The following is a 21,485-nucleotide window of genomic DNA, read 5'->3' as shown; positions in this document are numbered from 1 at the left end:
TTTCGCTATTGACTGGGTAGCACCCTCGGCGGGATAAAGACGCGTGGTGTTCCAACCCTGAAGGGAAGGAACTTAATTCGGGAACAGGGATAATCAACCAGTAAACCCAGACCGCCCCCGCGACTGTATGCGGCGAGCGACCTTTCAAAGACCCACTGCCGAAGCCTTGGTGCTTGGTGGGAAGGGGAAAGGCCCGCTACGACCCGTGAGTCAGGAGACCGGCCACGCCAAATGAAACCCAAACAGCCGTCGGGTGTGACGGTCCAGGAGTAAAGAAATATGTCGCAGACCATCGCAACTCGCAGCACTGCAACCGCTCAATCCGGCCTGATGGGCATCGTCCTGACAGCGTTCCTGGGTATGGGTATCGTGTTCCTTGCTGGTCACGCGCAGTCCGCTACGCTGCACGACGCGGCACACGACATCCGTCACGGCACCGGCTTCCCCTGCCACTGACGCACAGCTGACATCCCATGGATATTAAAACGCTAACAGGCGCCCTAATCGGCGGCTGTGCTACGGGTATTGTCGCGGGCGCTCTGCATTTTGGGTTCCTTCAGGATATCATTCTTCAGGCCGAGCTCTATGAATCTCGCGACCTGATCCATTTCGGACAACCTGACACAGCCGCGACCGGCGCAGGCGCAGAAGCGCACGGGCATTCGGACGGTGGCGATGCGCCGGAAGTCACCCGCAACCTGCTGACCATGCTTTTTGCGGGTCTGATCTATGCAGGCTATGGCCTGATCCTGGCTGCGATCTTCCAGTTCGTCCGTGCGCGCGGTCATCGCGTGACAGCGATGCAGGGTGTGCTGTGGGGGCTGGCAGGGTTTGCCGTGGTCCAGATGGCACCGTCGATGGGTCTTGCGCCCAATCTTCCGGGCACGATTTCCGAAGACATCAATCTGCGCCAGTATTGGTGGTTCGGCACAATGGCCGCGACGGCAATAGGCCTCGGGCTGATGTTCTTGCGCCCCTCAGCTCTGACGATCGCCGTGGGCTTTGTGCTGATTGCACTGCCCCACGTCATCGGTGCGCCGGTTCTGGACGAATTCTATGGCGTTGCGCCGCCGGAACTGTCGGCAACCTTTGCGACCCGCGTCATTGGCGTTGCCTTCTTTAGTTGGGCTTTGTTGGGTGCCTTGGTGGCACGGCTGACAGACCCGAACACCTGAAACACCACACTGGCCGGATGACATCATCCGGCCCGTTTCATTCAAGAGACCGGTTTCATGGACACTCTCTGGCTTGTTGGCATCGGCACGGGCAGCCTCTCTCACATCACGCTTGAGGGGGTGAAGGCACTTCAGCAGGCCGCTGTGATTTTGGTGCCGCGCAAGGGCGATCAGAAAGACGACCTTGCCGAAATCCGCCACCGGATCATCGAAGGAACCGGATCACAAGCCCGCATCGTTCATTTCGAATACCCCGTCCGCGATCCCGATCTGCCCTATCAGGAGCGGGTCAAACAGTGGCACGACGAAATCGCCCGCCGCTGGCAGGTCGCAATCGACGGTGTCGACATCACGGGTCCGGTGGCCCTGCTGGTTTGGGGCGATCCGTCGCTTTATGACAGCACGCTGCGCATTGCCGAACGTCTTGCCCCTGCCCCGCAGGTCCGCGTGATCCCTGGGATCACTGCAATTCAGGCCCTGACCGCTGCGCACGCCATTCCCCTAAACACCGTCGACGGATCGGTCATGATCACCACCGGTCGCCGCCTGCGTGCCGAAGGGCTTCCGCCGAACGCCGAAACCACGGTTGTCATGCTGGACGGGCTGTGTTCGTTCCAGAACCTTGATGCAGACGGCTGGCACATCTGGTGGGGGGCCTATCTTGGCTCTGACCAACAGATCCTGATCGAAGGCCCCTTGGCTGACGTCTCGGGCCAGATCGTGGAAACCCGCGCAGCCGCACGGGAACAGCACGGCTGGATCATGGACAGCTACATTCTGAAGCGCCGTTAAACGCCTTCAAGGGCTGCATTCCCAGCAGTCCTCTGGCAGTCGCGAAACCGTTGCTTGGTTATTCCCTTTCCGGTGGTGAGCCTTTAATCAGGTCCCATCAGGAATATAAGGAGACGCCCGTGCGGATCGCAGAGATTGACGGCCCCCGTTTGCATTATCGCATCGACGGCAACCCCGATGGGGCACCGGTTGTATTTGCCAACTCTTTGGGAACAGACCTGCGCCTGTGGGATCAGGTCATGCCCCTGCTGCCGCAAGAATACTGCTATATCCGTTACGACAAACGCGGCCACGGTCTGTCGGACTGCCCCGAAGGCCCCTACAGCATGGGCGCGCTGGTGTCTGATGTTGAAAAGCTGCTGGATTTTCTGGGCGTTAAGGACTGCGTCTTTGTCGGCCTCTCCATCGGCGGGATGATCGCACAAGGTTTGGCCGCCAAACGTATGGACCTTGTCCGCGCGATGGTTCTGTCCAACACCGGCGCTAAAATCGGCACGCGCGAGATGTGGGCAGACCGTATTGCCGCCGTGGACGCTGGCGGGATCGAGGCACTGGCCGATCCGATCCTCGAGCGTTGGTTTTCGAAATCCTTCCGCGACACGCCTGCCTTTTGGGCATGGCACAACATGCTAATCCGTCAGACCAAAACCGGATACATGGGCTGCTGTTCGGCGATCGCTGGCACGGATTTCATTACCCCCACATCCGGTCTGCGCCTGCCTGCTTTGGGCATCGCGGGCTCTGAGGACGGATCAACCCCGCCTGATCTGGTGCGCGAAACCATCGATCTGATCCCGGGTTCGGACTTCAAACTGATCCGTGGTGCAGGCCACCTTCCTTGCGTTGAAAAGCCCGAGGAATACGCACAGATCCTGACTGATTTCCTGAAGGCGCAGGGGCATGGCTGATATCCTACTGGTCCACGGGTCGTGCCACGGCGCGTGGTGCTGGCGTGATCTGATCCCCGAACTACAGGCGCGCGGCCACAACGCCCGCGCCATTGACCTGCCGTCCCACGGCGATGACACAACGCCTGTGGGCGATGTCACGCTGGATATGTACGCACAGACCATTCTGGACGCGCTGGACGGCCCGACGATTGTGATGGGGCATTCCATGGGCGGCTACCCGATCAGCCGTGCCGCCGATATGGACCCCACCAACATCAGCCGCCTGATCTATCTGTGCGCCTATGTGCCGTGGGATGATCATTCGCTGGTGGAAATGCGCCTGCGCGCGCCACGCCAGCCGATCATGAAGGCCATCGAAAAGTCCGAAGACGGCGTGACGTTTTCGATCAAGCCCGAACACGCGCGCGAAGTGTTCTACCACGACATCCCCGACGAGGCGTTCGAGTTCGCGCTGGACAATATCTGTCCTCAGGCAATCCTGCCGCAGGCGACCAAGGTGACGCTGGGCGAGAACTATAAATCCGTCCCGCGCAGCTACATTGTCTGCGAACAGGACAGCGCGATCCCGTCCGAGTTTCAGGAAACCATGGCCGAAGATTTCGTGCCGCAGGATGTGTTCCGCATGGATACCTCGCATTCCCCCTTCTTCTCGCAACCAGCCGCGCTTGCGCAGTTGGTTCACAAAATCTCAGAAAGCTAAGGTATGGCCGGTTCCGTTTTCGACAGCGGTATGTATGCAAAACTGTTTCCGACGGGCGATGTGGGCAAGCTGTTCACCGACACCGCCGAAGTCCGCGCCATGATGCTGGTCGAAGGCGCTTTGGCCAGGGTGCAGGGACAGGCGGGCGTCATCCCCGAAATCAGCGCGCAGGCCATCCACCGTGCGTCAATGGAACTGCAGATCGATCCGTCGGGTCTGGCCAAGGCGACAGGCACCAACGGCGTGTGCGTGCCCGCTCTGGTCGGGGCGTTCCGTGAATTGATGCAAGCGCCCGAACATGCGCAATACCTGCACTGGGGTGCCACATCGCAGGACATCATGGACACGGGCCTCATGCTGCGGATCAAAAAGGTGCTGGCGCAATATGACGCCCGCATCCGCGCCATCCTGTCGGGCCTGTCTGTCTTGGCCGAAGCACACGTCGCCCAGCCCATGGCCGCCCGCACATACGGGCAGTTCGCAACGCCCACGTCCTTTGGCGCGGTTGTCGCCGCGTGGGGCTGGCCGCTGTTGTCGGCTTTGGACGATCTGCAACGCCTGTCCGATGCTTTGCCCGTTTCCCTGTCCGGTGCCGCGGGCACAGCGTCCGAGCTTGGCTCTGACGCCCCTTCCCTGCGCGCGGCGCTGGCCGAGGCACTGGGTCTGGCCGATCCGAAACGCAGCTGGCACGCGGACCGGTCGATCATGCTGCAACTGGGCGGCTGGATCGCGCGGGTCAGCGATGGCTTGGGCAAGATGGGCGAAGACCTGATTGCCGCCACGCAATCCGGCGTGGGCGAAGTGCGCCTGTCCGGTGCTGGCGGATCATCGACCATGCCCCAGAAACAGAACCCTGTTGGCCCCTCGGCATTGGTGGCGCTGAACCGCCATATCCAAGGGCTGAACGGCACGCTTCATGCCGCAGGCACCCCGCGCCAACAGCGCGACGGATCTGCGTGGTTCACGGAATGGATGGTGGTGCCGCAACTATGCCTTGCCCTGTCTGCCGCGCTGGATCATGCAGAACGGCTGACCCAATCCGTTACACCGGATGGCGACGCGATGATGGCCACACTGGACAGCGCCCAAGGGTTGCTGGCGGCCGAGGCGCTGTCGTTTGCCCTGACCGACCGCATGTCGCGCCCCGACGCGCAGGCGCAGGTCAAGGACCTGTGCAAAGAGGTCATCGCCAATGGCACGCACCTGCGCGATACGGCACTGGCCAAATGGCCCGACCTGAACGCGGGGCTGTTCGATCCGACCCAACAGATGGGCGAAGCCCCGTCCGAGGCGCGCGCCTTTATCGCCGCCGTTAAGGCGATTTGATCTGATGCGCTTACCGATCCTCTTCTTGTTGCTCACTGTGATGATCGACTCGATGGGGATCGGCCTGATCCTTCCCGTGATGCCAGAACTGATCGAAGAAGTGACGGGCGGCACATTGGCCCGAGCCGCGCTTTGGGGCGGGTTGTTATCAACCGTCTTTGCCCTGATGCAGTTTCTGTTCGGCCCGATGCTGGGGTCGCTGTCCGACAGGTTCGGACGCCGCCCCATTCTGCTGACCGCATTGGGCGTGATGGCCATCGACTATGTCATCATGGCTCTGGCGGGCAGCATCTGGTTGCTGCTGATTGGCCGCATCGTCGCGGGCATCACGGCAGCCACACAGACAGCAGCCTCTGCCGCTATTGCCGACTTATCCGATCCCAAGAAAAAGGCGCAGAACTTTGGGCTTGTGGGCGCGGCCATTGGCTTGGGCTTTGTTCTGGGCCCCTTGCTTGGCGGGTTTCTGGGCGGTTTCGGGACACGCGCCCCCTTTATCGCCGCCGCTGTGCTCGCAGGCATGAATATGGTGCTGGGCTATTTCGTTCTGCCGGAAACCGTGACAGACGCGATCCGCCGCCCCATCGAACGATCCCGCCTGAACCCTTTGGGCGCGTTCAAGGCATTGAACCGGATGGACGGCGTCGCGCGCGGGATTGCGGTGTTTTTCCTGCTGCAAACAGCCTTTCACGTCTATCCGTCGATCTGGAGCTATTTCGGCACAGAACGCTTTGGCTGGGATGCTGGGCTGATCGGCCTATCCCTGACGATCTTTGGCCTGTCCGTTGCCATCGTTCAGGCCGTGCTGATCCGGTATATCCTGAAATACCTCGGAGAGCGCGGCACCGTCATCTACGGGCTGACCTTTAACATGATCGCATTTCTGGCGATTTCCTTTGTCACCTCGGGCCATATCGCACTGATCCTGACACCTTTGGCCGCAATGGGTGCCGTCACTTCACCTGCGATCCAAGGCATGCTTAGCCAGCGTGTCGGCGACAACGAACAAGGCGCGCTTCAGGGCGTTTTCCTGTCGGCTGCCGCCTTGGCCGCTATTGCCTCGCCACCCCTGATGACGACGATCTTTTTCGGCTTCACCCACGAAGGCGCCGCGCTCTATTTCCCCGGCGCGCCGTTCACCGCGTCCATTGTCATTCTGCTTGCAGCCTTTGCGGTTCTCTTTTGGCCGCAACGTCGTGAACAAACGATCATTTAAAGGCTTGAACCTTCCCTGATGCGCCGCCACTCTGCCCGCAGGAGGATATTTCATGACAGTCATTAAAGCCGCGGTCTGCCGCCAACACGGCCAGCCTATGACCATCGAAACCCTGAACCTGCGCGATCCGCTGGCAGGTGAGGTTTCAGTCAAAATTTCTGCCGTGGCGATCTGCCATTCCGATATCCACTATGCCGAAGGGTCCTTTGGCGGCGAACTGCCCGCGGTCTTTGGCCACGAGGCGGCAGGCGAGGTTGTTGCCGTGGGCGATGGCGTCACCACGACCAAGGTTGGCGATAAGGTTGTCGTCACGCTGATCCGCAGCTGCGGCACCTGCCCCACCTGCACCACGGGACGTCCGACGATCTGCCAGACAACCAAGCGGGGGCCGTCGCCCCTAACACTGGATGACGGCACAAGCGTTGTGGCGGAAATGGACTGCGGCGCATTTGCCGAACAGGTTGTTGTCGATCAAAGTCAGGTCGTCCCCTTCACAAACGATATCCGCCCCGAGGTTGCGGCCCTTTTGGGCTGTGGCGTGATCACCGGCATCGGCGCTGTGGTCAACGCGGGCAAGCTGCGCGCGGGCGAAGATGTGGTCGTGATCGGTGCAGGCGGCGTTGGTCTGAACGCGATCCAAGGTGCCCGCATTGCAGGCGCACGTCGCATCATCGCGGTGGACATGACCGAAGACCGTCTGGAACAGGCCAAATCCTTTGGCGCGACAGACGGCGTTCTGGCCACAGACAAAGCCCCGTGGAAACAGGTCCAGCGCATCTTGCGCAAGGGCGCTGACCTTTGCGTTGTAACGGTCGGCTCGATCCCCGCCTACGACAGCGCGCCCCGTTATCTGGGCTGGGGCGGACGGCTTGTGATGGTCGGGATGCCGCACGCTGGTTCAACCGCAAGTTACGAACCCTTGCGCGCGGCCTACACCGGGCAAGGCATGATTGGATCAAAAATGGGCGACGTTGTGATATCCCGCGACATCCCCTGGATGATCGATTTGTACGAACAGGGCCGCCTGAATCTGGACGATTTAGTTACTAAAACGTGGGACTTAGAGCAAATCAACGAAGCCATTGCCAACACGCTGGAAGGGTCCGCAATCCGCAACGTTCTGGTTTTGTAGATTTTTAACGAAGTTTCCCCCTAACTGTTCGGGGGCCGGACAGATACTTTATCCGTGATGCAACTATGCAGATGCCTAATCATTTTTGCAATTTCGGACCTATGTCTATGTACAATAACCAGTCTTCGGAACTCGTTGATCGAGTTCCTACCGTTACGCTTTACCTAAAAACACTCGCCCACGAAGGGCGTTTGTCGATCCTGTGTCACCTTGCTGAAAAGCCGCGAACCGTTTCCGAACTGGAACAACTTCTGGATATGCGCCAGTCAACGGTCAGCCAGATGCTGTCGCGTTTGCGGGAAGAAGGCTTGGTTCAAGCAAGCCGAGAGGGCAAGTCCATGCGCTACAGCCTTGCCCGTCCCGAGACCAAACAGATGATCGATCTGCTGGTAGAATTGTTTGTCTAACTGAGGAAGCCCTTAAACGGGCTCCCATGGTCTTGTGTAATCGCCAAGAATTGTGCCCACGTCCGCGTCAGACGCGCCTTTCAGATCGACCTGGGCCACAAGACCGCGCTTCTTGTCATCAATGACAGACACGACACGCGCCGCCACATCGCCTTTTTCCAGCGCGCCGTTGTAAACCCGTGTGATCGCCATCTTGCGCAGATCGGGTTTAAAGACCTTACCCACAGCTGTTTTCGGCAGCTCAGGCAAAATGGTCATATGCTTGGGATGTGCCGCCCGTTCGTGGACGTGCACGCGGCAATATTCCAGCAATTCATCTTCCGTCACGGATTTGCCTTCGACCAGTTCAACAAAGGCACAAGGCAGTTCGCCCGAATGGGCGTCGGGCTGACCGATTGCACCGGCAAAGGCTACCGCATCGTGACCCAACAGCGCCTCTTCGATCTCGGCGGGATCGATGTTGTGACCGCCACGAATGATCAGGTCTTTGGCACGGCCTGTAATCCACAGATAGCCATCCCCATCAATGCGACCCAGATCGCCCGTGCGCAGGTGCGTGCCCTGATAGAACAGGTCCACGTTCTTGTCTTCTTCCGTGTAGGTGTGACCCGAGAAAACGCCCGGGCTGAGAACACAGATTTCACCCACTTCGTCAGGGCCGCATTCTTCCGGGCCATTACCGTTGTGCTTGATGATGCGCACGTCCGTGTAGGGGAACGGAATACCGACCGAGCCGACCTTCTGCACGCCCTCGGCGGGGTTGACCGACACAAGGCAGGTTGCCTCGGTCAGGCCGTAACCTTCGACGATGGTGACGCCTGCGGCCTCTTGGAAGCGGCGGAACAGTTCCATCGGCATCGGGGCCGAACCCGAGAAGGACGTTTTCACAGACGAGATATCCGCATCCACCGGACGCTGCATGAGCGCCGATACTGCGGTCGGAACGGTGATAATAAAGCTGATCTTCCAGCGTTCGCACAGCTTCCAGAAGTTGTCGAACACGCCCTCGCCGCGATAGCCCTGCGGCGTCGGGAAAACCACATGCGCACCGGATGATACAGCCGCCATCAGGATCACGTGACAAGCAAAGACGTGGAACAGCGGCAGCGGACAGATGATGTTGTCTTCTTCTGTGAACAGCAGCGTATCGCCCAGCCAACCGTTATAGATCATGCCGGAATATTTGTGCTGTGCCACTTTCGGCATGCCGGTCGTGCCGCCTGTGTGGAAGTAGGCTGCGATACGGTCGCCTTGGCTATCGGCAAAATCCAGTTCGGTGTTCTGTTTTTTGATCGCCTTGTTGAAGCTGATCACATCCGCCGTCACCTTGGGCGCCTTGGGGCGGATCATCGGGACGATCCACGACTTGGGCGGTGTCAGATAGCGGTTCAGGTCTACCTCGACCACGGTTTTTACACCGGGTGCGTGGCGCACAGCTTCGGCCACTTTTTGCGCCACATCCGTTTTCGGGAACGGTTTCAGCGTGACGACGACCTTGGCCTTGGTTTCGCGCAGGATCGACGCGATCTGTTCGGGCTCCAGCAGCGGGTTGATCGGGTTCACGATGCCCGCAACCGCACCGCCCAACAGCGTCAGCGTTGTTTCGTTACAGTTGGGCAGAACATAGGCGACCACATCCTTTTCACCGATCCCCAAAGACCGGAACAGGTTCGCCGTTTGCGCAACTTTGGCACGCAGTTCGGCCCATGTCAGGGTTTCCGCTTTGTCGTCCGGCCCCGAGAAAATCTGATAGCTGACAGCAGGCCGGTCAGGGTGCTGGCCCGCGGTGCGCGACAGCAGACCATACAAGGTTGCGGGCACATCGCGATCGGCCCAAGGCATCTGCTGTTCAATCGCATTGCGATCGTCCTTCGAAGCAAAACTCATCGAAGCTCCTCCCAAAATCTTCCGGGACAGTGTGTAAGGGATTAGACTTTCGTACAAGTCAAACGGACGCGACGGAAGCTTTCTCTGACGTTACGTTTCGGGTCGCGTCAGACATGCACGCCTTTCTGCGACTACAAAAAAGCGTGCATTTTCTTGCTATTCCGCAGCAATTCCATCCGTGAACTGCAAACGTGCCAGACGGGAATAAAGCCCACCTTCAGCGACCAGTTCGTCATGTGTGCCAGTGGCGATGATACGCCCTTGATCCATCACCACAATCCGGTCGGCCTTTTTCACGGTCGCAAGGCGGTGTGCGACAATAACCGTGGTGCGACCCTTGGCCAGCTTGTCCACAGCGCTTTGCACCAGACGTTCGCTTTCGGCATCAAGGGCGGATGTCGCCTCGTCCAGCAACAAGACAGGCGCATCACGCAGGATGGCGCGGGCAATGGCGATCCGCTGTTTCTGACCACCCGACAGCATCACACCCCGTTCACCAAGATAGCTGTCGTAGCCATCGGGCAAGGCCGCGATAAAGTCATGTGCCGCCGCTGTGCGCGCCGCTTCTTCAATTTCGGCATCAGTCGCATCGGGGCGGCCGAAACGGATGTTTTCACGCGCCGACGTCGCAAAGATCACCGGATCCTGCGGCACCAGCGACAGGTATTTACGGAACTCGGTCCGCGCCAGATCGGTCAGAGCCTGCCCATCCAGACGCACCGATCCCCTTTCGGGATCATAAAAGCGCTGGATCATCTGGATAATGGTCGTCTTACCCGCACCGGACGGGCCGACCAGAGCCACGGTTTCCCCCGGCGCAATAGTCAAAGACACGTGGTCCAAAGCCGCCACATCAGGGCGCGCCGGATAGTGGAACAGGACATCGTCGAACACGATTTCGCCCTTCACCGGCGTGCTTAGCGGCACAGGCGTGTTGGTGTCCTTCACGCTGTCGGTGGTTTCCAGCAACTCGACCAACCGTTCGGTCGCACCAGCCGCGCGTTGCAATTCACCAAAGATTTCGGACAGCGCCGCGACCGAGCCTGCCACCATGACCGAATAAATCACGAACTGGACAAGTGCACCGATGCTCATGTCCCCTGCCCGCACGTCCCACGCGCCAATCCAGAGAACACCCACAACACCGCTGAAGATCAGGAAAATCACGATCGCGGTCATCAACGCCCGCGTCCAGATCCGACGGCGGGCCGCGTCAAAGCTTTTCTCGGTCACTTCATTAAAGGCGGCGACGGTGCGCGCCTCATGCGTAAAGGCCTGAACCGTCTGAACTGATCCCAGCGCCTCGGATGCATTGCCCGAGGAATCCGCGATCCAGTCCTGATTTTCGCGCGACAGCTTTCGCAATTTACGGCCCAACGTCATGATCGGCACGATCACTGCAGGCACAATCAGCAGCACCATCAACGTCAGTTTCCACGACGTGAACAGCATCAGCGCCAGACCACCAACGAAGATCAGCGCATTGCGCAGCGCGATGGAAATCGACGACCCGATCACGCTCAGAATCAAGGTGGTGTCGGTGGTGATCCGGCTTAGAACCTCGCCCGTCATGATCTTTTCGTAGAACGCAGGCGACAGGCCGATGACGCGGGCAAACACCTCTTTCCGGATATCGGTCACAACCCGTTCACCCAGACGCGTCACCAAAGCATAGCGCAGCGCCGTGCCCACGGCCAAAAGGCCCGTAATACCAAGCGCCGCAGCGAAATACTGGTTCAACAACGCGCCGCTACCGATTTCAAAATTATCGACCACGCGGCGCACCGCCATCGGCAGCACAAGCGACACCGAAGCCGTCAGCACCAAGGCCAGAAGCGCGAATACCAGCAAAGTCTTGTACGGGCGCATGAACGGCCACAAACGACGCATCGCGCCGATATTGCGTGACTTATCTCGTTCTTCCTGGCCCGATGCGGGTCCTGTCCTACGGGCCATAACACCTCCTACAGTCTAGAACGCTTTTTGACGGTGCGAAGGCGAAGGGTCAAGCGATCCAAGGGCCGATGTGGCCAAAGGTTGCACTGTGTTGGGGAAGTTTTGGAGCGGGTAGCGGGAATCGAACCCGCACGACTAGCTTGGAAGGCTAGGGCGCTACCATTACACCATACCCGCGCTCGGGATGTGATTAGTCTAGGCGGCAAAGGGGGTCAAGACCACCAATGCGCGTAAAAAACTTTCGTCAGAAGTGTCAAACTTTTGACAGATTTAAAACTTAAGACAGTCTCTGAATATCGGTGGGGGCCGATAATTAAAGAGGAAATCTGCATGCTGCGGAAAACTGGCGGTTACGCTCTGGCCCTTGGTCTCTTGTTCACGCAACAAGCGGCGGCCGAAACCTATGAAGTGGCCCTGATGGGTCAGGGTTTTTTCCCGACCATCACATACGTGCAGCCGGGCGACATCATCAACTTCCATAACCTCGGCGAAGGCGTTGCCATTATTGGTGCATCCGACGAATCCTGGTCCACCGGCCAAATGGAACCGTTCAGCAGCTATACACTGGTGATCACCAGCGGCATGACGGCATCTTTCGAGGATTTCTTCGTGCGTGCGCAGTACACAGACGAGGAAATTCTGGCCAACCAAGCGGCCATTGATGACGCGCTTTACATCAATGAAACGACCGATTCTTTTGTTGAAGTCCCCTCGCCCCTGTTTGCATCCGGCGAATTCGCAATCGACGTGCCCGCACCGATCATCAGCTTGGGTGACGGCATTCCGGTATCCGAGGTCGGCGGCCTGTAATCGACGGCCTGCCATCGCTGCGATCACACCTCAATCGGTGTGATCAACTCAGACCCCTTGGCGCGGTTCGAATTCACGGCCGGGTCAACGCGGTAGAACTCAAGAAAATCATCTGGCGCAGCCGTCATCAGACGCGCTGCGCCATGTCCATTTTCACCCAGCCATAAAGCCCATTGATCAGGGGTCAGAACCACCGGCATCCGCGCGTGGATTTGTGACATGGTCGGGTTGGCCTTGCAGGTCACAATCGCACAGGTGCGATGATGTTCGCCGTCACGCTCCCAATCCTGCCAGACACCGGCAAAAACCAGCGGCTTTTCGTCCGAGGAATGAATGTACCACGGCAACCGCTTGCCCTCATCATCTTTGGTCCATTCGTAAAATCCCGTCGCCGGTATCAAACAACGCCGTTCACGGCAGGCCGCGCGGAACGCGGGCTTTTCGGCAATCGTTTCAGACCGTGCATTGATCAACAACGGTCCATCGGTCGGCGATTTGTACCAATGCGGGATGAACCCCCAGCGCATCGACACCAGATCGCGCCCCTCGCCCTGATTATGCACCACATGCACCGCGTTCGTCGGGCAGACGTTGAAATTCGGAACATCGGGCAAATCATTAGCAGGACGCGCCTCAAACAGCTGCGCCATCGCATCTTGCGGCAGGGTAACGGCAAATCTTCCACACATGCGCCCTACCCTACCCACACGCGCCAAACGCGCAATCCCCGCACATCATCGCCAAGGGCGGCCCGCAGTCCAGCGCCAAAGGCGATGGACGAGATAAACCTGACGCGCGCCAGCGCGACCGCTAAATAAAAAACGGCGCGAGGGGTCCCTCGCGCCGCCTGAACCTTCGATCAAACCCGAAGATTATTTCACTGTGATACGGCCATCTGTGTAAGGCGTGTAAGGCGCGTTGGCCGCGATGTATTCCGCTGTCACATCTGCCAGATCGGGGCCGAAGTCATAGGCGTTCATCGCGTCTACGAACATCTTGTAGCCGTCACCGCCGTTGCGAACATAGTTGTTCGACACAACGCCATAGGTCTTGCCCAGATCAATCGGCGCACCGCCGACCATTACGTCGGAAATCCGCGAACCGGCTTCTGCCGACGGATCAACCGTAAAGCTCATGCCAGCAACCTGTGGGAAACGGCCAGCGCCCTCTTCCATCTGGCTCACACCGTTTTCCAGCGCAGCCACGATGGTTTCACCAGTCACCTGGAACGTGGACAACGTGTTCTGGAACGGCAGAACCGTCAGAACCTCGCCCATGGTCACTTCGCCCGCGTCAATCGACGCACGCAGACCACCACCGTTCTGGATGGCAATCTCTACGCCCTGATCCTTCACACGGTCCAGCATGGCATCCGCCACAAGGTTGCCCATGGAACATTCCATCGCACGGCAAACGTCACGGTCGCCCACGATTACATCACCAGCGTCCGCAACAACGCGGGTTTTCATTTCCTCGATCGGACCTGCAAGTTCGGCGATACGCGCTTTGATGGCCTCGTCCTCTGCAACAGAGGCATCCAGCAGAATTGTGTCGCCTGTGGCGGATGTCACGTTGCCCGCATCATCAAACACCAGCGTCAGGTGACCGACGTATTTGGAATAGGCATAGGCCTGCACCACAGGCACGTCGCCCACCATGGTCGGATAGGCCATTGCGCCTTCTTCGGTGTTGGAAAACTTAGTGTGCGAATGGCCGCCCACGACCGCATCCAGACCGTCAACGGCCTCGGCAATCGCCATGTCCTTGGTGACGCCCACGTGGTTCAGCGCGATGATCTTGCTGACACCCGCATCAGTCAGCGCAGCGACGTCCTGTTGCAGGTTCTCGATCTCATCCGAGAAGATCACAGCAGCAGAGGGGCTCGAGGTTTCGACAGTATCGGTCGCCAGTGCCGATACGATGCCGATTTTCTCGCCGCCAACCTCAAGGATCACGGTGTCCTTCAGCTTGCCGCCAAGGATGTTGGAAGACGACACATCGATGTTGCCCGAAAGAACCGGGAAAGACGCGCCATCCAGCAGCTTGGCCAGACCTTCGTCACCGTCGTCGAATTCGTGGTTGCCCACGGCCATGGCATCGAAACCGATCTTGTTCATCATCTCGATTTCGACGTCACCCTTGTACGTGGTGTACATCAAAGAGCCCTGATACTGGTCGCCCGCATCCAGAACGATTACGTTCTCGCCGGCCAGTTGCTCGCGCAGTTCGTTGATCTTGGTGTAAACACGCGCAACGCCGCCAAAGCATTTGCCTTCGGCATTGCTCTCGGCATCGCAGGTGCCATCGTATTTGCTGATAGGCTCAATACGGCTGTGCAAATCGTTAATATGAATGACGTGTAGAGTGTAGTCGGCTTGGGCCATACCCGCTGTCAGGGCCAAGGCTGCCGCGCTTGTAAATAGGCGAAGAGACATATCTGTCCTCTCTGTCGGAAGTTGAACACAAGGAGCCTGCCTCGTGCTAGGGATTCTGTCAAAGTTTACCTTACGGTCAAATGTCGGATTTCCATGACACTGCTATGACAACAGGCAGATTGACTGCCAAGCGTGCGCCCGCTTGACCCCGCGCGATCAAGGCGGCATCACCGTCTTATGCTGATCTATAAAATTCTCCGCGCTGCCGAATGGGCAGACCTTCAGAACCTTGGCGAAACCCAAGGTGCATCCGTCGATGTCACCGATGGCTACATCCATTTTTCCACCGCCGAACAGGCCCGCGAAACCGCGGCCAAACATTTCGCCGGTGAAGAAAACCTGATGCTTCTGGCCTATGATACCGACCAGTTGGGCGATGCGATGAAGTGGGAAAAGTCGCGTAACGACCAACTGTTCCCGCATCTTTACGCGCCTTTGCGCCATGATCAGGCGCTCTGGGCGAAACCCCTGCCCCTCGGTGCGGATGGCCACGAATTTCCCGAAGGGTTCGCATGACCTACATTGATCCGGACCGCCCCCAGTTCGAGCTTTTCAAATCGCTGCCCCGCGATCACCCGATTGAAATGCTGAACCTTGTGCGTGTTCGGGATCAGGCGGCATACCCCGCTGACCATCCTTTGGCCGCCGACAGCCTGACCGGCCATCAGGCCTATGAAAACTATGGCCGCGACAGCGCGCCGGTTTTGAAACGCGTTGGCGGATCGATCCTGTGGCGCGGGGCCTATCAGGCCACCTTGATCGGCCCATCAGATGAACAATGGGACTTTATGTTCATCGCCCGCTACCCAGATGCCCACGCCTTTCTGGCCATGGTCAAGGACCCCGACTATCAACGCGCTGTGATTCACCGTCAGGCTGCGGTTCTGACCTCTCGCCTGATCCGCTGCGCCCCGTCCGAAACGAAAGACCAATTCGCATGAAATTCTTTGAACAGCTTGGCTTGAAGGCCATGCACCAGATCGATCCGGAAGCTGCCCACGGGCTGGCCATCAAGGCCCTTCAGGCCGGTGTCGCACCGTCGCCCGGTCTTTTGACATCGGACCGGCTGCGCTGTCAGGTGGCGGGTCTGGGCCTGTCGAACCCCGTTGGTCTGGCCGCCGGTTTTGACAAAAACGCCGAGGCGCTCCGCGGTCTGGCCCGCGCCGGTTTCGGCTTTGTCGAGGTGGGTGCCGCCACACCCCGCCCGCAAGAAGGCAACCCGAAGCCCCGCCTTTATCGCCTGACTGAGGACAAAGCTGCGATCAACCGGTTCGGCTTTAACAACCAAGGTATGCACGCCATCGCGGCCCGTTTGGAAAAGCGCCCGTCTGAAATGGTGCTGGGCCTGAATCTTGGCGCGAACAAAGACAGCGAAGACCGCGCCGCCGATTTCGCGACCGTTCTGACCCGCTGCGGCCCCTACCTTGATTTCGCGACTGTCAACGTCAGCTCGCCCAACACGGAAAAGCTGCGCGATCTGCAAGGTAAAGACGCCCTGACGGCGCTGCTGGGCGGCGTTCTGGATGCGCGCAACGGTTTGGAGCGCCGCATCCCCGTTTTCCTGAAAATCGCACCCGATCTGGACGATGACGGCCTGAAAGACGTGGCCGAGGTCGCCCGCGCCACAGGCATCGACGGCATCATCGCCACCAACACCACCCTGTCGCGCGATGGTCTGAAATCGCAGCACCGCGATCAGATGGGCGGCCTGTCCGGTCAGCCGCTGTTCGACAAATCCACCCGCGTTCTGGCGCGCTTGTCGCAACTGACCGAGGGCGATATTCCGTTGATCGGCGTCGGCGGCATTGGTTCGGCCGAGCAAGCCTATCAGAAACTGCGCGCAGGCGCCTCTGCCGTCCAGCTATACACAGCGCTGGTTTATGGCGGTCTGTCGCTGGTCCAACAGATCGTCGAAGGTCTGGATGACCGTCTGGCGAAAAACGGCTTTAACTCGGTCGAAGAAGTGGTCGGAACAGGACGTGACGCATGGCTGTAACCCTTTGGCATAACCCCCGTTGTTCGAAATCCCGTCAGGCTTTGGCACTGTTGGAAGAACGCGGCGCTGACGTCAGCGTGCGCAAATATCTGGAAGACGCGCCAACTGAGGCCGAAATCAAGGCCGCGCTGGATACGTTGGGCGTCACGCCCATCCAGATGATGCGCACCAAAGAAGCCGAGTTCAAAGACGCGGGCCTGACCAAAGACAGTGACGACAGCGCGCTGATCGCGGCAATGGTCGCGACGCCGAAACTGATCGAACGCCCTATCGCCTTTGCAGGTGACAAGGCCGCGATCGGGCGACCGCCGGAAAACGTGCTGGCGTTGTTGGACTAAGCGTTACAGGCGCGGCGGGGCATCGGCCTGCGCCGCGCGAATGAACGGCGCGAATTTGCTGATGTCTTTGACACCCGGCGCGCTTTCCACACCAGACGACAAATCCACCTGACGGGCCCCTGTCAGGGCCACCGCTTGCGCAACGTTTTCAGGTGTCAGACCACCGGCCAGCATCCAAGGCGCGCGCCATGCACGACCCGCGATAAGCCGCCAATCAAAAGCCAGACCATTCCCACCCGGCAGTTCCCCACCTTTGGGCTTTTTCGCATCCACAAGGATCTGGTCCGCCACATCCTCATACGGATCAAGGTTTTCCACGTCCTCTTCGCTGGCGATCCCCACGGCCTTCATCACCGGCAGGCCGTAACGCGATTTCACCTGACGCACACGCTCGGGCGTTTCCTTGCCGTGTAGCTGGATCATATCCAGCGGCACCTTGGCCGTGATCTGATCTAACAGCGCATCGTCCGGATCGACGACCAAAGCGACCTTTGCCAGACCGATGGGCGCGGCCAAAGCCAGTTCCGCCGCCTGTTCGATTGTCACGTTTCGGGGCGATTTGGGAAAGAAGACAAACCCGCAATAGGCAGCGCCTGCTTCGGCGGCGGCGATCACCTCTTCGGGGCGTTTCAGACCACAAATTTTTACGCGCACGTCGGCCATGACTGGGCTGCTCTTTCAGATGATTGGTGTCAGATGGGGCGCAGACCCGATGGGGTCAATGCAAAACGGAAAAGGGGCGCATCGTTTGCGCCCCTGACCCGCTGTGGACTTCAGCTGGCTTGATCCAAAATCGCCAGCACTTCGTCCTTATCCTTATCGCGTTCTTTCTGGGTGCGCTTGAGTTCGCGCTGCAACTGGCGAACCTCGGTGCCTTTGCGTGCTGCTTCTGCACGGTGCTTGTGTTCACGCAGCCATTCCCAAACAAACCCGACCAACAGACCCGCGATGACACCGCCAAAGATGACGATGAACAACGGCAGGGAAATCTGCTGCTGGATGCCCAGCAGATCGGACAGACCTGTCGGCAGCAGTTGCAGGTTCACAAGTTCACGGTTGGCCAGAGCCACCGAAATCAGCACAAGCGCCAAGGCGCCCAAAAAGAAGTAGCGAATATACCGCATAGATTTGATTACTTTCCGTTCAGTCGATCACGAAGCAATTTGCCCGTCTTGAAGAAGGGTACATGCTTTTCCTCGACAGGAACAGACTCGCCCGTGCGTGGGTTCCGTCCCACACGCGCATCGCGCTTTTTAACCGAGAACGCACCAAACCCGCGCAACTCGACCCGGTCACCACGCGACATGGCATCGGTAATTTCATCAAAAATGGTATTCACGATGCGTTCGACATCGCGCTGGTACAAATGAGGATTATCGTCAGCAATTTTTTGAATGAGTTCGGATCTGATCATCCATCCCTCTCCCCGTGGCTTTTTTATATGTCACTGACTATAGGGGCGAATATGGCATTCGAAAACCGTGTGAATCGACGAAAGCGCTGAAATTACGTACAGAAAACAGCCCTTAAAGGCGGTCTGCCAAACGAATTGGCAGGTTATTCAAGATGCTGCTCTGCGGCATTGCCTTTGGCGATGGTGCCGATTCGCACAACACCATTGCCGGGTCCTTAGGCCGACCGCCTGACTGTCGCGGTGACAATGCCCATCAGAACCAACGCCGTGCCGCCCGCGCGTGTGACCCACTTGATCACATTTTGTCTGGCAATCTTTTGCCGCACGCGATCCGCCATCAACGCGTAGATAATCGCGTTGCTGCCCGCCAAGGCCACGAAGGTTGCTGTCAGAAAAGCAAACTGCGGAAGCAAGGCGCTATCCGCTGTGACAAACTGCGGCACGAAGGCGATGAAGAAGACGATGGATTTCGGGTTCAACGCTGTGACCGTGGCCGCATGGCCGAACATCCGCAGCCTGCTTTCATTTCTGGTTTGCGTCAGCCCACCCAATGTCGCGCCCTCGGCGCTGCGGAACATTTTCACGCCCAGATAAATAAGATACACAGCCCCGATCCATTTCAGCACCGTAAACGCGGTTGCCGAAGCCAGAACTAAGGCCCCCAGCCCCGCCAAAGACGCGGTCATGGCGATCAAATCCCCCACAGCCACGCCAAGCGCCGTCGCCAGCGCGGTTCTGCGCCCTTGGCTGATGGCATAGCTTAAAACCAGCAAAATGGTCGGCCCAGGAATGATCAACAAAACCATCGAGGCCGTGACAAACGTAATCCAAACAGTGAAATCCATGAATGCAATCTCCTTCAAGAGATGAGCAATCCACAGCTTGTCATCTTGGTCAACAGCACCAAAGACGCAAAAAGCCCCGTGGCGAACCACGGGGCTTTCTTATTGGTCAGTATCAGCTGAGGGTGACTTATTCGTCGCCCTTCAGAGCTGCGCCCAGGATATCGCCGAGCGATGCGCCGGAGTCGGACGAACCGTACTGTTCCACCGCTTCTTTCTCTTCTGCGATTTCGCGTGCTTTGATCGACAGACCCAGACGACGTGTCTTGGAGTCAACGTTTGTGACGCGAACGTCGATCTTGTCACCAACCGAGAAACGCTCGGGGCGCTGTTCGGCACGGTCACGGGACAGGTCGGAACGACGGATGAACGACTTCATGCCTTCGTATTCGACTTCTACGCCGCCGTCTTCGATCGCTGTTACTTCAACAGTGATGATCGAACCGCGCTTCACGCCGCCAACTGCGTCAGCGAACTTGTCGCCGCCCAGGTTCTTGATGGACAGAGAGATGCGTTCCTTGTCAGTGTCGACTTCGGAAACAACGGCCTGAACCATGTCGCCTTTGCGGTAGTTCTGGATCGCATCTTCGCCACGCTCGTCCCAGGACAGGTCGGAGAGGTGAACCATGCCGTCGATCTCGCCTTCGAGGCCGATGAACAGACCGAATTCGGTGATGTTCTTGACTTCGCCTTCGACAACGGTGCCGGCAGGGTGTGTCTCAGCAAAGACTTCCCACGGGTTGCGCATGGTCTGCTTGAGACCAAGGGAAACGCGACGCTTGGCGCCATCGATTTCCAGAACCATGACTTCGACTTCTTGCGAAGTGGACACGATTTTGCCCGGGTGGACGTTTTTCTTGGTCCAGGACATCTCGGAGACGTGGACCAGACCTTCAACGCCCGGCTCCAGCTCAACAAATGCACCGTAGTCGGTGATGTTGGTGACGCGACCGGTATGTACCGATTCCAGCGGGTATTTCGCAGCAACCAGATCCCACGGATCTTCCTGCAGCTGCTTCATGCCAAGGCTGATGCGGTGTGTGTCTTTGTTGATCTTGATAACCTGAACCTTGACGGTTTCGCCGATTGTCAGGATCTCGGACGGGTGGTTCACACGGCGCCATGCCATGTCTGTGACGTGCAGCAGGCCGTCAACGCCGCCCAGGTCAACGAATGCACCGTATTCGGTGATGTTCTTGACCACACCCTCGACTGCCTGACCTTCGGACAGGTTGCCGATAACTTCTGCACGCTGTTCTGCGCGGGATTCTTCGAGGATCGCACGACGCGATACAACGATGTTGCCACGACGACGGTCCATTTTCAGGATCTGGAACGGCTGCTTCAGACCCATCAGCGGGCCAGCGTCGCGCACGGGGCGAACGTCAACCTGCGAACCGGGAAGGAAGGCAACTGCGCCGCCCAGGTCGACTGTGAAGCCGCCTTTGACGCGGCCGAAGATCGCGCCTTCGACGCGTGCATCGTCTGCGTATGCTTTTTCCAGACGGTCCCATGCCTCTTCGCGGCGCGCCATTTCACGGGAAATGACAGCTTCGCCACGGGCGTTTTCTGCGGAACGAAGGAAGACTTCTACTTCGTCACCAACGGAAATTTCGGGAGCTTCGCCAGGGTTTGCGAATTCTTTAAGATCAACGCGGCCTTCCATTTTGTAGCCTACGTCGATGATGGCTTGGCCAGCTTCTACAGCAATGACTTTACCTTTAACGACAGAACCCTCTTCGGGTGTGTCCATTTCGAAGCTTTCGTTAAGGAGGGCTTCGAATTCCTCCATAGATGCGTTCTGAGCCATGTGGTCTCTGGTTTCCTTTAACTTCGGTTTATCTGGCCGGGTGGTTGTCTCCACCGGTCTTGGGGTTGGTCACTTCAGACGCTGCTGAACACAAAAAAGGGCCGATGGTATTCGACCCCGCTCGATCATCTGTGTTGCTGCATTTACGCCTTGTCGACGCGCGCGATATACCTGCCTCTTTACCGTGTGGCAAGGGCAAGTGCGATTTCGTCAAGAAAACTTGGGTTTTCCGCCTATTTCGGCCTTCACCGGCGAAATCACCAGCCATTTCCCGCCATTGCATTTGGTTCCGGAAACAAATTGTTTATCTTTTTTGTTGTTTTTACACCAATAGTAGCCCT

The 21,485-nt window shown here is 58.4% G+C and carries 23 protein-coding genes, 1 tRNA gene and 1 riboswitch; of the genes, 14 read left to right on the top strand and 10 right to left on the bottom strand.

Going from position 1 to position 21,485, the window contains the following annotated elements:
• The first annotated feature begins 27 nt into the window (after positions 1–27).
• A riboswitch (cobalamin riboswitch) is annotated at positions 28–241 on the top strand.
• Positions 242–279: 38 nt separating this feature from the next.
• From AC4FIA_RS07045 to AC4FIA_RS07005, 9 genes are all read left to right on the top strand, one after another.
• Positions 280–456 carry a CbtB domain-containing protein gene (locus tag AC4FIA_RS07045; protein WP_103911094.1) on the top strand — a complete coding sequence of 59 codons (177 nt, stop codon included), beginning with the start codon at positions 280–282 and terminating at the stop codon, positions 454–456.
• A 17-nt stretch (positions 457–473) separates the two neighbouring features.
• Complete coding sequence (locus AC4FIA_RS07040) at positions 474–1,175, top strand: CbtA family protein (protein WP_490365256.1); 702 nt, start codon at positions 474–476, stop codon at positions 1,173–1,175.
• 57 nt (positions 1,176–1,232) lie between these two features.
• Positions 1,233–1,967 (top strand): precorrin-6A synthase (deacetylating), encoded by a 735-nt coding sequence (gene cobF / locus AC4FIA_RS07035; protein ID WP_490365255.1) that lies wholly within the window; start codon positions 1,233–1,235, stop codon positions 1,965–1,967.
• 119 nt (positions 1,968–2,086) lie between these two features.
• Complete coding sequence (gene pcaD / locus AC4FIA_RS07030) at positions 2,087–2,875, top strand: 3-oxoadipate enol-lactonase (RefSeq protein ID WP_287476369.1); 789 nt, start codon at positions 2,087–2,089, stop codon at positions 2,873–2,875.
• On the top strand, positions 2,868–3,578 hold the full coding sequence (locus AC4FIA_RS07025; RefSeq protein WP_490365254.1) for an alpha/beta fold hydrolase: 711 nt from the start codon (positions 2,868–2,870) through the stop codon (positions 3,576–3,578). Before pcaD ends, AC4FIA_RS07025 begins: the two co-directional genes overlap by 8 nt.
• Before the next feature lie 3 nt (positions 3,579–3,581).
• A complete protein-coding gene (locus tag AC4FIA_RS07020) occupies positions 3,582–4,904 on the top strand; it encodes a lyase family protein (RefSeq protein ID WP_490365253.1) in 1,323 nt (440 codons plus the stop codon).
• 4 nt (positions 4,905–4,908) lie between these two features.
• A complete protein-coding gene (locus tag AC4FIA_RS07015; RefSeq protein WP_490365252.1) occupies positions 4,909–6,117 on the top strand; it encodes an MFS transporter in 1,209 nt (402 codons plus the stop codon).
• A 52-nt stretch (positions 6,118–6,169) separates the two neighbouring features.
• Positions 6,170–7,249 (top strand): alcohol dehydrogenase catalytic domain-containing protein, encoded by a 1,080-nt coding sequence (locus AC4FIA_RS07010; RefSeq protein WP_490365251.1) that lies wholly within the window; start codon positions 6,170–6,172, stop codon positions 7,247–7,249.
• A gap of 107 nt (positions 7,250–7,356) precedes the next feature.
• Complete coding sequence (locus AC4FIA_RS07005) at positions 7,357–7,656, top strand: ArsR/SmtB family transcription factor (RefSeq protein ID WP_287476364.1); 300 nt, start codon at positions 7,357–7,359, stop codon at positions 7,654–7,656.
• 12 nt (positions 7,657–7,668) lie between these two features.
• Here AC4FIA_RS07005 and AC4FIA_RS07000 read toward each other — a convergent pair whose 3' ends face one another.
• The 3 genes from AC4FIA_RS07000 to AC4FIA_RS06990 all read right to left on the bottom strand — a co-directional run bounded on the left by AC4FIA_RS07000 (position 7,669) and on the right by AC4FIA_RS06990 (position 11,676).
• Positions 7,669–9,543 carry an acyl-CoA synthetase gene (locus AC4FIA_RS07000; RefSeq protein ID WP_490365250.1) on the bottom strand — a complete coding sequence of 625 codons (1,875 nt, stop codon included), beginning with the start codon at positions 9,541–9,543 and terminating at the stop codon, positions 7,669–7,671.
• A 156-nt stretch (positions 9,544–9,699) separates the two neighbouring features.
• Positions 9,700–11,499: an ABC transporter transmembrane domain-containing protein gene (locus AC4FIA_RS06995; RefSeq protein WP_490365249.1), complete on the bottom strand. Its 1,800-nt coding sequence runs from the start codon at positions 11,497–11,499 to the stop codon at positions 9,700–9,702.
• A 103-nt stretch (positions 11,500–11,602) separates the two neighbouring features.
• Positions 11,603–11,676: transfer RNA gene (locus AC4FIA_RS06990), tRNA-Gly, on the bottom strand.
• A gap of 153 nt (positions 11,677–11,829) precedes the next feature.
• On the opposite strand from AC4FIA_RS06990, the gene AC4FIA_RS06985 reads away from it, so the two are divergent.
• Positions 11,830–12,309 (top strand): hypothetical protein, encoded by a 480-nt coding sequence (locus AC4FIA_RS06985; RefSeq protein ID WP_490365248.1) that lies wholly within the window; start codon positions 11,830–11,832, stop codon positions 12,307–12,309.
• 23 nt (positions 12,310–12,332) lie between these two features.
• On the opposite strand, the gene AC4FIA_RS06980 is transcribed toward AC4FIA_RS06985, so the two are convergent.
• Complete coding sequence (locus AC4FIA_RS06980) at positions 12,333–12,998, bottom strand: SOS response-associated peptidase (RefSeq protein ID WP_490365247.1); 666 nt, start codon at positions 12,996–12,998, stop codon at positions 12,333–12,335.
• 183 nt (positions 12,999–13,181) lie between these two features.
• Complete coding sequence (locus tag AC4FIA_RS06975) at positions 13,182–14,744, bottom strand: bifunctional metallophosphatase/5'-nucleotidase (RefSeq protein WP_490365246.1); 1,563 nt, start codon at positions 14,742–14,744, stop codon at positions 13,182–13,184.
• A 177-nt stretch (positions 14,745–14,921) separates the two neighbouring features.
• On the opposite strand from AC4FIA_RS06975, the gene AC4FIA_RS06970 reads away from it, so the two are divergent.
• Genes AC4FIA_RS06970 through arsC form a run of 4 tightly spaced genes read left to right on the top strand, consistent with a single transcriptional unit; the run spans position 14,922 to position 17,078 of the window.
• Entirely contained in the window at positions 14,922–15,260 is a 339-nt protein-coding gene (locus tag AC4FIA_RS06970) for a DUF952 domain-containing protein (protein WP_490365245.1), read from the top strand.
• Positions 15,257–15,685 carry a DUF1330 domain-containing protein gene (locus AC4FIA_RS06965; protein ID WP_490365244.1) on the top strand — a complete coding sequence of 143 codons (429 nt, stop codon included), beginning with the start codon at positions 15,257–15,259 and terminating at the stop codon, positions 15,683–15,685. The genes AC4FIA_RS06970 and AC4FIA_RS06965 overlap by 4 nt, the downstream gene beginning before the upstream one ends.
• A complete protein-coding gene (locus AC4FIA_RS06960) occupies positions 15,682–16,740 on the top strand; it encodes a quinone-dependent dihydroorotate dehydrogenase (protein WP_490365243.1) in 1,059 nt (352 codons plus the stop codon). Before AC4FIA_RS06965 ends, AC4FIA_RS06960 begins: the two co-directional genes overlap by 4 nt.
• The gene (gene arsC, locus AC4FIA_RS06955) at positions 16,731–17,078 is read left to right on the top strand and encodes an arsenate reductase (glutaredoxin) (protein ID WP_490365242.1); all 348 of its coding nucleotides are present in this window, start codon (positions 16,731–16,733) and stop codon (positions 17,076–17,078) included. The genes AC4FIA_RS06960 and arsC overlap by 10 nt, the downstream gene beginning before the upstream one ends.
• A gap of 3 nt (positions 17,079–17,081) precedes the next feature.
• On the opposite strand, the gene AC4FIA_RS06950 is transcribed toward arsC, so the two are convergent.
• From AC4FIA_RS06950 to rpsA, 5 genes are all read right to left on the bottom strand, one after another.
• Positions 17,082–17,741, bottom strand: a complete 660-nt coding sequence (locus AC4FIA_RS06950; RefSeq protein ID WP_287476355.1) for a phosphoribosylanthranilate isomerase — start codon at positions 17,739–17,741, stop codon at positions 17,082–17,084.
• Between the two features lie 110 nt (positions 17,742–17,851).
• On the bottom strand, positions 17,852–18,202 hold the full coding sequence (locus AC4FIA_RS06945; RefSeq protein WP_488050253.1) for a LapA family protein: 351 nt from the start codon (positions 18,200–18,202) through the stop codon (positions 17,852–17,854).
• An 8-nt stretch (positions 18,203–18,210) separates the two neighbouring features.
• Complete coding sequence (ihfB, locus tag AC4FIA_RS06940) at positions 18,211–18,492, bottom strand: integration host factor subunit beta (protein WP_103911074.1); 282 nt, start codon at positions 18,490–18,492, stop codon at positions 18,211–18,213.
• 215 nt (positions 18,493–18,707) lie between these two features.
• On the bottom strand, positions 18,708–19,337 hold the full coding sequence (locus tag AC4FIA_RS06935; protein WP_490365241.1) for a LysE family translocator: 630 nt from the start codon (positions 19,335–19,337) through the stop codon (positions 18,708–18,710).
• 127 nt (positions 19,338–19,464) lie between these two features.
• A complete protein-coding gene (rpsA, locus tag AC4FIA_RS06930; RefSeq protein ID WP_490365240.1) occupies positions 19,465–21,198 on the bottom strand; it encodes a 30S ribosomal protein S1 in 1,734 nt (577 codons plus the stop codon).
• Positions 21,199–21,485 lie beyond the last annotated feature (287 nt).

It is taken from the genome of Thalassococcus sp. (assembly GCF_982780845.1).
This window is presented reverse-complemented; position numbering and strand designations above follow the sequence as displayed.